Raw genomic sequence first — 14,352 nt, 5'->3', positions numbered from 1 at the left:
AAGGAGGACATTGAAAAAACGTCGTCGATCTTTATGTTAGCCATCGAATTAATCTCCTTGGGTTCAGGCCGATAACGCCTGCATAGTTTGGATCTATCTTATATAAGGCATTCCATTGTGCGTTGCAACATAATTGTGCGTCGCACAACGAATTAACCTTTCCACCCGAAACCCGACCCCTACGCTGGACCCATTTCCGGCGCGTCGTTATTAATAGACTGTTAATTTTTGAAGAGGCCGAAAGGGACAAGGTTCCGACATGCCCGCAGTCCAATACCCGTTCATCGACATTGCCGTGCATCAACGGGTGCGGGAACGCTTTTCGCGTGGCGAAGCCATGGTGCTTTTCTCGGCCGATCTTTCCCGCCTGCTCTGGGCCAATGGCGCCGGCGCGGAACTTTTCAGCCAGACCGCCGTCTATGATCTTCTCGATCAAGGTGTGAATCGCACCGACATCACCTTCCGCCAGATCGAGACGACCGCTCGCCAACTCGCCGCAATTGGCGACACCAGAAGCTTGATGATTCGGATCGCCAAGGGCTTCCAGCGGGCTCCGGCCCAAGCAACGGCCGAAATGATCGGGCTCTCGTCCGGCGAGCGCGGCATTCTGTTCTCGGTTCCCGTTTCTTCACAACCGCTTCCTGCCGCAGAAACGGCCGCGAGAATGCTACAGGGGCTCGACGATCCCGATACGCATATGGCCGTGATCGGCGCAGAAGGCGACGTCATCGCGTCCTCGCCCGGCTTTGCGTCGCTTGGCATCACCCAGCAGACCGCCAAGACGCTGACGAACCTTGCAGGCGCCCATCCCGACCGGCTTGTCAAGCGGCCGGTCGCAACCGGCAAGGGTTATCTGCCTGCTGCCGTCGGCAAGCTCAGCGACGAACCGGCGCTCAATCTACTCTTTGCCGTCGAAACCGTGCTTGGCAATCTCGACTCGATCGACGCGGCAGCGCCGGAAGAGCCGTTGTCCACAGCCGCCGTTAACCATATCGACGAGCCGAAGGGCGCGAAATTCCACGACGCGCTCAATGCAGTTGCGCATATCGAGGACCTCGAAGAGGCGCTGGAGACTGTCGACGGCGAGGAAACCAAACCGGCAGCGGAAGCCGCAGATGAGCCGCTCATCGATCACCAAGAAACAGAAGAGCTTATCCTGTCTGAACCCGAGATGCCGCTGACCGACCGCGCTGAGGCGGGCGGGGACGATACGGTAGACTCGGAGACCGGGACAGAGCCTGCCGATGCCGAGGTGCGGCGCGAGATCGAACCTGTCGGAAGCAATCCGGGGCACGAAACCGAAGATGGCGGCAAAGACAAGGTTGCCGCCCCGCCAACAGCAAACGGCTTTGCGTTCAAGCCAAACAGCCGCGCGACGCGCTTTGTGTGGAAGATCGACGCCGACGGCCACTTCAGCGAAGTGTCGGGTGAATTCGCCGACGCCGTTGGTCCACACGCAGCCAATATCATCGGCGTTGCCTTTTCCGACATTGCGGCACTCTTTAACCTCGATCCCGAAGGCAAGATCGCCGAAGCACTCGAGCGCCGTGACACATGGTCAGGCAAGACGATCCATTGGCCGATCGAGGGGACGAGCCTGATCGTTCCCGTCGATCTCGCCGCGCTGCCGACCTATACGCGCAACCGGGAGTTCGACGGCTTCCGCGGCTTCGGCGTTGTCCGGCTTTCCGATGCCACCGAGGATCCGCTGGCGCTCGGTCTGGCGCTCGGCGCCGATGCCTTCGGCCGCGACACGGCCAGCCTCGAACAGCCGTCGGAAGGGGCTGCTCCGGAGGCATCCAACGGGCATCCCCAGCCCGAAGTGCCGGCAGCCGCACCGGAGCCCGAGGCAGCCTCCGAAACCGTGCCTCGCGAAGAGCCGCCAGTCCTGCGCGTGGTGGAAACGCCGAGCCGCCGGCTGACGGACAAGATCGTTCAACTCCATGGTGCAGGCCCGACGCTGAGCGCGGCCGAGCAGGCAAACTTCCGCGAGATCGCCAAACGCCTGGAGGCTTTCGGCGTTCGCGACGATGAGCCGGCTCCCGCCGAGGCCGATGCTGCAGAGAGCCCGGCTTCCACAGAGCCGGCAGAAGCTGCATTTGAAGGCGAGCCGAACGAGGCAATCTTCGAGAGCGCGAGCGGGGCCGCCGAAGAACCGGCCGATGCAGCGGAGCGAGCGGAAGAGCATGTCGAAACGCCCGAGCCGAATGAAGACGACGCCACCGAAGGCCTGCACGAAACCTTCAGCCCGATCGAAGTACTGCACAGTGCCATCCCGCCGCGGGTGAAGATGACGGACGGGCTATCGGCCAATACCGTCGACCAGTTGCCGGTTGCCGTGCTCGTCCATGCCGGCGATGCGCTGATCCACGCCAATCCCGAATTCATGCGAATGACCGGCTATGCTTCGCTTGAGGATCTCAGCGATGTGGGCGGGATCGACGCGCTGCTTCAACGCCGCGACTTGGATGAAAAAGCGGGACGCCCGGGTGCAATGGTGCTCGTGACGGCCGACGACTCGCTCGTACCGGTCACCGCCCGCCTGCAATCGATCCGCTGGGAAGAATCCAGCGCGCTCATGCTGGCGCTAATGCCTGTCGAGGGAAGCGACGTCGCGCCGGCCCAGAACGAAGAACCCCGTCCGGACCTCCGTTCCGACCGCATGGTCGAAAAGGTCGCCAAGCTGCAGGTCGAGGTGGAAGAACTTCGCTCCATCCTGGAAACGGCGACGGACGGCGTGGTCGTCATCGGCGCAGAAGGCGACATTCGATCGATGAACCGCTCGGCAAGCGCGCTTTTCAACTATGATGAGGAAGAGACCCGCGGCAAACCCTTCGTGATACTCTTTGCGCATGAAAGCCAGAAGGCGGTGCTCGACTATCTGAACGGCCTTTCCGGCCATGGCGTCGCAAGCGTTCTGAACGACGGGCGTGAGGTGATCGGCCGCGAGTCATCCGGCGGCTTTGTTCCGCTGTTCATGACCATGGGCCGGCTCACCTCCTCGAGCGGCTATTGCGCCGTCATCCGCGACATCACCCAGTGGAAGCGCACCGAGGACGAGCTTCGCAATGCCAAGGGCGCCGCCGAAACGGCGAATGCCCACAAAACGGATTTCCTGGCGCGCATCAGCCATGAAATCCGCACGCCGCTCAACGCCATCATCGGCTTCTCGGACATGATGGCGAGCGAGCGCTTCGGACCGATCGGCCATCCGCGCTACATCGAATATGCGAACGACATCGGCCGGTCGGGCCGCCATGTTCTCGATATTGTCAACGATCTGCTCGATATCTCGAAGATCGAAGCGGGCGAGATGGATCTCGATTTCGCATCCGTCGGCCTCAACGAAGCGATTTCGGAGGCCGTGGCTCTGGTCCAGCCGCAGGCAAACGGACAACGTGTCATAATTCGCACGGCGCTGTCGCAGTCGGTGCCGAATGTCGTTGCCGATCTCCGCTCCGTCAAGCAGATCGCCCTCAACATCCTTTCCAACGCCATCCGCTTCACGCCGTCAGGCGGTCAGATCGTGGTTTCAACGTCATATGAAGCGAATGGCAGCGTCGTGCTGCGTGTGCGCGATACAGGCATCGGCATGACGCGCAGCGAACTCGACCAAGCGATGAAGCCGTTCCGGCAGGTTTCCGCCCAGTCGCGCCACCGCGGCGACGGTACGGGTCTCGGCTTGCCGTTGACCAAGGCGATGGTGGATGCAAACCGGGCGATCTTCTCGATCAATTCGGCGCCGAACGAGGGCACGCTGGTTGAGGTCACCTTCCCGTCGCAGCGCGTGCTGGCAGGCTGAATCAAAAAAGGCAGCCACGAATGGCTGCCTGGAATTCGGTGCTGTTCAACAAGAGCTTCGTCGATCAACATCATGTTTCGGGAGCCCGCAGGCAAGCTGCTTCGTTCATGCGCAGCCCCGAATTCTTTTTACCCTTGACCAACCTTTCTTAACGAAAGGTTTCCAGGCGACGGAAACGATCAAACGATAGCTGATAGTTTGCGGTGCATTGGATTGAGATCAGACTTGCAATTCCTCGAGTCCGACGAAAAGGTCGAGCGCCTCGGGATTGGCGAGCGCCTCCTTGTTTTTCACCGGCCGCCCGTGCACGACCTCGCGCACCGCAAGCTCGACGATCTTGCCGGATTTGGTGCGCGGAATATCGCGGACCGCAATGATCTTCGCCGGCACATGGCGCGGCGAGGCCCCGGTGCGGATGCGGGTCTTGATGGCCTTGACGAGGTCGTCCGTCAATGCGACGCCCGGCGCGAGGCGAACGAAGAGAACCACCCGGACGTCGTCTTCCCAATCCTGGCCGATGCAAAGTGCTTCGGCCACCTCTTCCATCTGCTCGACCTGATTGTAGATCTCGGCGGTGCCGATGCGCACACCGCCGGGGTTGAGCGTCGCGTCGGAGCGGCCATGAATGACAAGGCCGCCATGCTCCGTCCATTCGGCGAAATCGCCATGGCACCAGATATTCTCGAAGCGCTCGAAATAGGCCGCTTTGTATTTCGCGCCATCCGGATCGTTCCAGAAGCCGACCGGCATCGACGGGAAGGCCCTGGTGCAGACCAGTTCGCCCTTCTGCTGGCGCACAGGCCTGCCTTCATCGTCCCATACGTCGACGGCAAGGCCGAGGCCCGCCCCCTGGATTTCGCCGCGCCAGACCGGCTGCAGCGGATTGCCCAGCACGAAGCATGAGACGATATCCGTGCCGCCCGAGATGGAGGCTAGCTGGATGTCTTCCTTGATGCCTTCATAGACGAAGGTGAAGCCTTCGGGCGAAAGCGGCGATCCCGTAGATGTCATGAGACGCAGGCTCGAAAGATCATGCGTGGTGCGCGGCGTCAGCCCTCCCTTGCGCACCGCGTCGATATATTTCGCGGAAGTGCCGAAGACCGCGAAGTCTTCAGCCTGCGCATAGTCGAAGAGCACATTGCCGTCCGGCGCGAACGGCGAGCCGTCGAACAGGCAAAGCGTGACGCCCACCGCAAGGCCGCTTACAAGCCAGTTCCACATCATCCAGCCGCATGTGGTGAAATAGAAGAGCTTCTCGCCACGCTTGAGGCCGCAATGCAGCACATGCTCCTTCAGATGCTGCAAAAGCGTGCCGCCAGCGGAATGAACGATGCATTTCGGCACACCGGTGGTGCCGGAGGAGAAGAGAATATAAAGCGGATGCGCGAAGGGAAGCCGCACGAACTCGACGACTTTTGGCTGGTAAGGTTTGATAAATTCTTCCAGCGTCTTCGCCTTCGGGGTCTCGCTCGCAACCGCTGCGGCATCGCCGGCATAGTGGACAATCACAACCGGAGCACCGAGGCTCCTTGAGACCGAAGCAACCTTCGCCTTCACATCCTGCAGCTTGCCGCCATACCAATAGGCGTCGCAGGCAATGAAAAGCTTGGGGCCGATCTGGCCGAAGCGGTCGAGCACGCCCTGTTCGCCGAAATCCGGTGAACAGGACGACCAAATGGCACCGATCGAGGCGGCGGCCAGCATGCAGGCGACCGTCTCCGGCATGTTGGGCATCATCGCGGCGATGCGATCCCCCTCACCGATGCCGAGCGCGCGGTAGGCTTGCTGCAGCTGGGATACGAGCGCACGCAGGCGCTCCCACGACCAGCGATACTCGACCTTGTCCTCGCCGCGGAAGACGATCGCGTCAGCCGGCCCTTCGCTCGAAAGCAGGTTCTCGGCGAAGTTCAGCTTCGCATCAGGAAAGAAACGAGCCTTGAGCATGAGATCGCCGTCGGCGAGCGCTCGTGCGCCCTGCTCCCCCTTCACACCGCAAAACGCCCAAACCGAGGTCCAGAACTTTTCGGGCTCGTCGGTCGACCAGGCATGAAGGTCCAGATAGGTCTCAAACTCTAGACCAAACTCGGCGTTGCAGCGCTGCATGAAGGCATGCATCGGGCTTGCCTCAATCGACTCTTTCGAAGGCACCCAAAGCGGCACGGTGTCACTCATTTAATCTCCTCCCCAATTATCCGCTATATACCATGCTGCACCGCATTATAAAGTGTGCTTCGCTTTCGGACGCAGGCTCTCCGAGATTTGCATATGTCTCCTGTTTCATATATCCGGCGAAATCGATAGCTAACGGATAAGCAGCTGAAAATACTGGCGGAGCTTATGGGTACGTCAAGACAACCAAAATGGCGGCGCAAGATGATACCCGTTTCCCGCTGGCTGCCGGGTTTCGCGCGAATTGCAACCAGCCTGATCCTTTTCGCCGCCATCATTTTCGTGGCGCTTCGTGTTGCCGCCCCTTACCTTGTTTCGAGCGGACTGGTGCGCTCCGGCATCGAGGACGTATTGTCGAAATGGACCGGCTATCAGGCCGAGATCAAGGGCACGCCGGTTCTCGAATTCTGGCCGACACCGCGCATTACGCTGAACCAGATCACCATCCGACAGCCCGAAAGCAGCGGCAACAAGCTGCTCGGCACGATCGAGAGCCTTTCGGCCGATTTCAGCCTCATCGACGCCATCCGAGGCAGCGCCCGCTTTCATGAATTCCACCTGCTGCGCCCCAATCTTTCCCTCACGCGCGACCAACAGGGGCTGATCGACTGGACCTATGCCGGGCAGCTTGCCAAGGCGATCACCAGCGCGCGCCAGGAAGGCGGAGCCGAAGTCCTCGATCAAAGGCTTGATGCGACGATCGGTGCGATCACCGTCGAAGACGGCACGCTCAATGTCGCCGACCTTGCAACCGGCAAGACCTATCACTTCGAAGGCGTGACCGCCGATATCACCTGGCCGCGGCTTTCAAGCCCGATGACGGCGGTGCTGATCGCGAGAACGAGCGGGCAAGACTTGAAGCTCGACTTCTCGTCCAACAGCCCTTTACTGATCTTCGGCGGCAAGGTTGCTCAGATCAAAACCGCACTCACCTCCAAGCTCGTGACGGCAGAGTTCACCGGTATCGGCGGTATCTCAGATCTTGCCGGACTATCCGGTAACATGTCGGTCAATATTCCCGACCTGCCGGCGCTTTTGGCCTGGTCTGGCATATCCATTCCGGACGTTGAGACGCTGAGATCGTTTTCGATCCAGAGCGACATATTTTCCGCCGCCAACGGCCTGCGCTTCAACGAAGTCGCGCTTGGGCTCAACGATGCGAATGCAACCGGCGTCATGGACATCTCCATTGGCACAAACGCGCGGGCAAGACTTGGCGGCACGCTGGCCTTCGACCGTATGAACCTGAAGCCCTTCTTCGACGCCTTTACTCTGCGCCTGGCCGCCGGCGAAGCGGGCGCGCCGGACGATGGCGGTCCGCTGCAGAAGCTTGATGTCGACCTCAGGCTTTCCGCCAAGGAAATGCAGCTTCCGCCCTTCCAGCTCTTTGATGTCGCCGCAAGCATTATCGTTTCCAGCAACGAAGCCAAATTCGACGTCGGCGACAGCCAGTTCGAAGGCGGAGAGATGACGGCGCATCTGGAGGCAATGCGAGGGAACTTCGACGGCGGCGGCAAGCTGCAGGTCTCGATCCGCGGTGCCGATTTTGCTGGGCTGATCGAACGGCTGCAGTTGAAGGGCCCATTACCGCTTGCCAATGGATCGCTCGACATTTCGCTGAAAACCAACAAGCCGCTCTGGACGGCAGGTGCTGCCGACGTGAGCGGACAGCTTGCATTCCGCGGCAATGCAGGCTCGATCGCCGGCCTTGACGTCGAAGCCATCCGAAGCCAGGCCGCCCTGCAGAAATTTTTCCCGCTGAGCGCCGTTTCGGGCCGCGCGTTCGAATTCAATCGGATTGATGTGGCTGCCAGTCTCGCGGATGGCTCGGCCGAACTTCGCGGCGTCAGCGTTCAAGGTACAGACGAGACGCTGACCCTTTCAGGCATCATCCCCTACGAATCCAACGGACTGGCCCTTTCCGGATCGCTGCAGGCGACCGATGACACCAAGAAGGCGGTGTTGCCACTTCTGCCGTTCTTCGTCGGCGGCTCTTGGCCGAACCCGGTGATTTCGCCGGTTCCGCTGATCAATCAGCAGCCACCCGGCGTCCAGTGATTTTCAAGGCGCGTTGGCTGCCGCACGCTCATCGCGTTCGCGCTGTATCTCGCGGCGCTTGGAGACGATCGAGGCGCAGATCACCCCAACCGTGACAATACCGATCAAAATCGTGCAGACCGCATTGATTTCCGGGGTCACGCCGAGGCGCACCTGGCTATAGATTCGCATCGGCAGGGTCGTGGCGCCCGGGCCTGACGTGAAGCTCGCAATCACGAGGTCGTCGAGCGACAGGGTGAATGCCAGGATCCAGCCCGAAAAGACGGCAGGCGCAATGATCGGCAGCGTCACCTCGAAGAACGTCCTGACGGGTGGAGCGCCGAGGTCCTGCGCCGCTTCTTCGATTGAATGATCGAAGCTCACCAGGCGCGACTGCACGACAACGGCGACAAAGCACATCGTCAGCGTCGTATGCGCCAGCGTGATCGTCCAGAAGCCGCGGTCAAACCCGATTGCCACAAACAAAAGCAGCAACGAAAGGCCGGTGATCACCTCGGGCATGACGAGCGGGGCATAGACCATCCCGGAGAAGAGCATGCGTCCGCGAAACCGCGTGTAGCGCACGAGCGTGAGCGCGGCGAGCGTGCCGAGGATGGTAGCCAACGGGGCGGAGAGCACGCCCACGCGCACCGTCACCCAGGCAGCGTCGAGCAAAGCCTGATTGTACAGCAGCTGTGCGTACCATTTCGTCGAGAAGCCACCCCAGACGGTGACGAGCTTCGATTCGTTGAACGAGAAGATCACGAGCAGGACGATCGGCAGATAGAGGAAGGCGAAGCCGAGCGTAACCGAGACGATATTGAAGCGGGTCCATTGCAGCATGGCTTACCTTCCCTGCTCGTCGGCTTTGGCTTGCGCGTTCTGGAAGAAGACGATCGGGATCACCAGGATCAACAGCAGGATCGTCGCGACCGCGGAGGAGACCGGCCAATCGCGGTTCGAATTGAACTCGCTCCAGAGCGTCTTGCCGATCATCAGCGTCTGCGATCCGCCGAGCAGATCGGGGATGACGAATTCGCCGACGGCCGGGATGAAAACCAGCATGCAGCCGGCGATAACGCCCGGGAGCGAAAGAGGGAACGTCACACGCCAAAAGGCCGTGATCGGCGTGCAGCCGAGATCCTGCGCGGCCTCGATCAGCGTCCCGTCCATCTTTTCCAGCGATGAATAGAGCGGCAGAACCATGAACGGCAGGTAGGAGTAGACGATGCCGATATAGACCGCGATGTTGGTGTTTAGGATGATCAGCGGACTGTCGATGATCCCGGTGGCCAGCAGCACCTGATTGAGCAAGCCTTCCGGCTTCAGGATCGCGATCCAGGCGTAGACACGGATCAGGAAGCTCGTCCAGAACGGCAGGATGACGAGCATAAGCAGTGTCGGACGGATGCTGCGAGGGGCCTGCGCCATGCCATAGGCGATCGGATAAGCGATGAGTAGCGTCAGGAATGTCGAGATCGCGGCGATAACGACGCTCGAGACATAAGCGTTGAAATACAGCGGATCGTCGATGAGGTAACTGTAATTTTCGAAAGAGAAGGTCGATACCTTGTCCCAGAAGCCGGTCCAGCCATCGCCGAGCGAAAAGACGGGCGTATAGGGCGGCATCGCGATCGCGGTTGCCGACATCGAGATGCGGAAGACGATGAAGAACGGCGCGAGGAAGAAGATGAGCAACCAAGCATAGGGAACGATGATCACGAGGCGGCTGTAGATCGCGGAACCGAGCTTGCCCATGGTCAATCCCTCAGCAGCACGCCGGCATCTTCGGCGAAGGAGATCCACACTTCCTGATCGTATGTGAAAGGATCATCGACCGCACGCTGCGCATTGAGCGAGGAAGCCTTCACGACCTTTCCGCTCTTCAGCTTGACATGGAAAACCGTCATATCGCCGAGATAGCCGATATCCCAAAGCTCGCCGGAGGCCGCATTGACCGAAGAGTGCGGCGGCGGATGACGAAGCACCTTCAGTTTTTCAGGGCGGATCGCAAAGCCGGCATTGCTGCCCTTCGCGGGCTTGTCGGATGTCGCGACCTTGATGGTGAGGCCGCTGTCGACCGCAATCTCGACCCTACCGGCCCCGGCGGAAGCGACCTGGCCGTCGAAGATGTTCACATCGCCGATGAAATCCGCAACGAAACGTGAGTTCGGGGCCTCGTAGATTTCCGCCGGCGTCGCCACCTGGATGACCTTGCCGTGGCTCATGACTGCGATGCGATCCGCCATCGTCATCGCCTCTTCCTGGTCGTGGGTCACGACGACGAAGGTGAGGCCGAGATTCTGCTGCAGGTCCATGAGCTCGAACTGCGTTTCCTCGCGCAGCTTCTTGTCGAGTGCACCAAGCGGTTCGTCGAGCAAAAGGACTTTGGGGCGCTTGGCAAGCGAGCGGGCGAGCGCCACGCGCTGACGCTGACCGCCCGAAAGCTGGTTCGGCTTGCGGGAGGCAAACTGCTCCAGCTTCACCATCTTCAGCATCTGCATAACGCGCTCGATAATCTCGTCCTTCGGCATGCCGTCCTGGCGAAGGCCGAAAGCGATGTTCTTCTCGACCGTCATGTGGGGGAAGAGCGCATAAGACTGGAACATCATGTTGACCGGCCGCCTGTGGGGCGGAGTACCTGCCAGGTTCGTGCCGTCGAGGATCACTTCGCCGGAGGTCGGCTGCTCGAAGCCCGCAAGCATGCGCAACAATGTCGACTTGCCGCAGCCCGATGCGCCGAGCAATGCAAAGAATTCGCGATGATAGATATTCAGCGACAGGTCATTTACGGCGGTAAAGTCGCCGAACTTCTTCGTCACGTTCTTGAAGGAGATAAACGGCTTGGAAGCCGGATCGGCCCAAGGCGCGAAGGTGCGGCGAATATTGCCAAGTGACTTCATGTTGTTCCCCGAGACATGATTTGAGAACAGGCCCTCCCCACGGCCGGCAGTCGCCAAGAAAAGGCCCGGGCGTTTCCGTCCGGGCCTGAATTTTCTTATTGGCCAGTGACAATTTTCGTCCAGAGCCGGGTCGCGGTGCGCTGCGTTTTCGGATCCCAGGGCGAAACCGTGAAGAGCTTCTTCATCACGTCCTCGGTCGGATAGATCGCCGGATCTTCGAGAACCTCCTTGCTGATGAACTGCTGCGAAGCCTTGTTGCCGTTAGCGTAGAAAACAACGTCGCTCGCCTTGGCGATGACTTCCGGCTTCATGATGTAGTTCAGGAACTCGTGCGCTTCGGCAACATGCGGCGCATCGGTCGGGATTGCCATCATGTCGAACCACATCTGGGCACCCTGAGTCGGGATCGAGTAGTTGACCTCGACATTGCCTTTGGCTTCGGCAGCGCGGTCGCGGGCCTGCAGCATGTCGCCGGAATAACCGAAGGCGATGCAGATGTCGCCGTTGGCGAGCGCGTTGATGTATTCGGACGAATGGAACTTGCGGACGAAGGGGCGGATCGAGGTCATCAGATCCTCGGCCTTCTTGAAGTCATCCGCGCTGGTCGTGTTCGGATCAACGCCGAGATACTGGAAGGCAGCCGAGAGCACGTCCTTCGGCGCATCGAGCAGATAGATGCCGCAATCCTTGAACTTCTCGGCAACCTTCGGATCGAAGATCACTTCGAGACCCGGCTTGGCGTCCGGACCGAGAATTTCGGCCACCTTCTTGACGTTATAGCCGATGCCGTTGGTGCCCCACATGTAGTCGATGGCGTACTCGTTGCCGGGATCGTACTGCGCCGTGCGCTGCTGGATCACGTCCCACATGTTGGAGATATTCGGCAGCTTCGACTTGTCGAGCTTCTGGAAAACGCCCGCCTGGATCTGGCGCTGCAGGAAGTCCGCGGTCGGAACGACGACGTCGTAGCCGGTCCCGCCTGCAAGAAGCTTGGTTTCAAGCGTCTCATTGGAATCGAAGGTGTCGTAGACGACCTTGATGCCGGTTTCCTTGGTGAAATCCTCGAGGATGGAACTGTCGATATAATCCGACCAGTTATAGACGTTGACGACACGCTCCTGCGCAAAGCCCGGCGTTGCAGCGAAAACGGCAACGACGGCCGTGGCCGCAAGTCTTGCGATTCTTGACCTCATATTATCTCCTGTCCGTTCTTATTATAAGCGTTTGCAGGCATCACTCCGGACACCGTTTCCCTCTGGATTTTCAGGTAGACTAGAAAGGATTTTGTGAGGCGACAAGCGCAAAATCCTGCACTCTCAATGATTTCACCCGTCACTGGAAATCGAAGGCACTGAGCCCTGCTACCATCTCATCTAACCCAAGCGGGCGAGTGACAGGCGGTTCGGCGCGCGCAAGACAACCCTTCCTTTCGCAGAGGCGACAGGCAGGCCCGATTGCCACCGGATGCAGGTTCGCAGAAAGGGCCTGGCCATAGGCAGTGCTGTCTTTGAGCGCGATATCGCAGCCGAGCAGAAGTGCTGTACGCCGGACCCGTTCGCCAAATGGCGCATGCGGCCCTTCAAGCGTCCGCGCGATGGTAAGATACGCGGAGCCATCCGGCATCGCGGCAGCTTCGGCCAGAACTTGGCCCGGCTGGAGAAAGGCGGCGTGGATGTTAAGCTTCGGACAGCCGCCGCCGAAGCGGGCGTGGGGAAAACCTGCCGCTCCTCCCCGCCGCAGCCGATGGCCTGCGGCATCGGCCTCCATGACAAAGAACGCAACGCCGGCATTCGCTGGCCGCTGCAGCATCGTCAGCCGTGTCGCGGCCTGGCCGAACGAACAGCCGAAGCGCGCGCAAAGAATATCGATGTCATAACGCGATGCTTTTGCTGCGGAAAGGAACGCATCGTAAGGCATCATCAGCGCAAGTGCTGCGTAGCGCGCAAGCTCGAAGCGGACAATGCGCCTCGCTTCCTGCGTCGAGAGGCTGAGCGTTTCCAGTTCTCGCGCAATGGCGTCGCCAAGCGCGAGCGTTGAGACCTCGACGGCGATTTCCTGGAGCTGATCGGAAGCCGCAAGGCGCTCCGAAATAAAAAGCCGCATGGAATGCCGGTCGAAGCGGCGACGCAGATCGGGCATCACGTGCACCGGCAGGATGCGGACGCTGATGCCACGCTCTTTCTGCAACCAGTCCTTCAGAACCTGCGTGCGCTCACCCGCTGGCAGAGTGACGAAGAAAGCCTCCGCAGCCTCTTCAAGCGCGCCGAAATAGGCAGAACGGCGCTCCAGCACGTCGCGCACCTCATCTGCCGGCAGCCGTGCGCCAGCGGCCGGCGCCTGCCCCTCTCCCGCCATCAGGACCGCAAAGTCGGAAAGCCGCATGGCCTGCTCGCGATAGGCGCGATAGAGTTTCACGACACCGCTTGCCGCATTGGGCGCGGCTTCTGCGACTTCGATGAGTTCCTGGTCTCCTGGCAGTTCGCCCGAAAGCAAGGGATCGGCAAAAACCTCGCGCAATTGCGCAAGATTGTTTCCAGGCTCACTCTGCAGCTCCTCAAGGTCGACCTTGTAGACCGACGCCAGCTTCAAGAGGAGTTGCACCGTCAATGGCCTCTGATTGCGCTCGATCAGATTGAGGTAGGATGGCGAAATTCCCAATGCCTCGGCCATCGCCGTCTGCGTGACCGCCAGGCCGTTGCGAATCCGGCGAACTTTCGGACCAGCAAATATCTTCCGCTCGACCATTTGACACCTCCCGCATCGTACGAATGTTTACAAACATTCACAAATTTACAAAGTGTTGTTGTAAATGCTCTCGCAACCTAACCTCAATTCCCTCCTACAAATCAAGCTTTTCCTGGCATCGCGCGTGTTTTTGTAAAATATGTCACATAGCTGTTGAGGCAATAATTATCGCGAAGGAGGAAATCGTGACAGAATTTGACAAGCTTATCCGCAATGCTCCGGCAGGCCGTTTTGAGGGTATCGAGCGGCCCTATTCGCTCCAGGACGTGAAGAGATTGCGGGGCTCCGTCGAACTTCGTTATTCGCTTGCCGAGATGGGGGCGAACCGGCTGTGGCAACTGCTGCATCACGATGATTTCGTCAATGCGCTCGGAGCGCTATCTGGCAATCAGGCCATGCAGATGGTCCGTGCCGGACTGAAGGCAATCTACCTGTCCGGCTGGCAGGTCGCGGCCGATGCGAACACAGCTTCGGCGATGTATCCCGACCAGTCGCTTTATCCCGCCAATGCCGGGCCAGAACTCGCCAAGCGGATCAACCGCACGCTTCAGCGCGCCGACCAGAACGAAAAATCGGCGTATCGGGGACTATACGGCGAAACATGGTATGAGCAGAGCGCTGCAGATGCACATGCCGGCTTCGGAGGACCGCTACATTCATTCGAGATCTTGAAGGCCCTAATCGGAACTAGTGATG

At 59.9% G+C, this 14,352-nt stretch carries 8 protein-coding genes and 1 pseudogene; 3 read left to right on the top strand and 6 right to left on the bottom strand.

Annotated features, from left to right (window positions below):
* The first annotated feature begins 259 nt into the window (after window positions 1–259).
* The gene (locus C9413_RS15350; RefSeq protein WP_039844017.1) at window positions 260–3,802 is read left to right on the top strand and encodes a PAS domain-containing sensor histidine kinase; all 3,543 of its coding nucleotides are present in this window, start codon (window positions 260–262) and stop codon (window positions 3,800–3,802) included.
* A gap of 219 nt (window positions 3,803–4,021) precedes the next feature.
* Here the strand turns inward: C9413_RS15350 and C9413_RS15345 are convergent, their stop codons facing one another.
* The gene (locus C9413_RS15345) at window positions 4,022–5,974 is read right to left on the bottom strand and encodes an acetoacetate--CoA ligase (RefSeq protein WP_039844016.1); all 1,953 of its coding nucleotides are present in this window, start codon (window positions 5,972–5,974) and stop codon (window positions 4,022–4,024) included.
* A gap of 165 nt (window positions 5,975–6,139) precedes the next feature.
* Between C9413_RS15345 and C9413_RS15340 the strand changes: the two genes are divergently transcribed.
* On the top strand, window positions 6,140–8,029 hold the full coding sequence (locus tag C9413_RS15340; protein ID WP_170250607.1) for an AsmA family protein: 1,890 nt from the start codon (window positions 6,140–6,142) through the stop codon (window positions 8,027–8,029).
* A 3-nt stretch (window positions 8,030–8,032) separates the two neighbouring features.
* Here C9413_RS15340 and C9413_RS15335 read toward each other — a convergent pair whose 3' ends face one another.
* The 5 genes from C9413_RS15335 to C9413_RS15315 form a co-directional block, all read right to left on the bottom strand.
* Window positions 8,033–8,851 (bottom strand): ABC transporter permease subunit, encoded by an 819-nt coding sequence (locus C9413_RS15335; protein ID WP_170250606.1) that lies wholly within the window; start codon window positions 8,849–8,851, stop codon window positions 8,033–8,035.
* A 3-nt stretch (window positions 8,852–8,854) separates the two neighbouring features.
* Complete coding sequence (locus C9413_RS15330; RefSeq protein ID WP_039844013.1) at window positions 8,855–9,766, bottom strand: ABC transporter permease subunit; 912 nt, start codon at window positions 9,764–9,766, stop codon at window positions 8,855–8,857.
* Window positions 9,767–9,768: 2 nt separating this feature from the next.
* Window positions 9,769–10,911 (bottom strand): ABC transporter ATP-binding protein, encoded by a 1,143-nt coding sequence (locus tag C9413_RS15325; RefSeq protein ID WP_039844012.1) that lies wholly within the window; start codon window positions 10,909–10,911, stop codon window positions 9,769–9,771.
* A gap of 95 nt (window positions 10,912–11,006) precedes the next feature.
* A complete protein-coding gene (locus C9413_RS15320; protein ID WP_039844011.1) occupies window positions 11,007–12,104 on the bottom strand; it encodes a polyamine ABC transporter substrate-binding protein in 1,098 nt (365 codons plus the stop codon).
* A gap of 139 nt (window positions 12,105–12,243) precedes the next feature.
* A complete protein-coding gene (locus C9413_RS15315; RefSeq protein WP_170250605.1) occupies window positions 12,244–13,656 on the bottom strand; it encodes a short-chain fatty acyl-CoA regulator family protein in 1,413 nt (470 codons plus the stop codon).
* A gap of 185 nt (window positions 13,657–13,841) precedes the next feature.
* Between C9413_RS15315 and C9413_RS15310 the strand changes: the two are divergent.
* A pseudogene (locus C9413_RS15310) lies at window positions 13,842–14,352 on the top strand (isocitrate lyase); the annotation flags it as partial.

This window comes from Rhizobium sp. SEMIA 4085, from assembly GCF_013004495.1.
Taxonomy (GTDB): Bacteria; Pseudomonadota; Alphaproteobacteria; order Rhizobiales; family Rhizobiaceae; genus Rhizobium; species Rhizobium gallicum.
The sequence above is the reverse complement of the archived record's forward strand: the minus strand, read 5'-3'. Positions and strand labels throughout refer to the sequence as shown.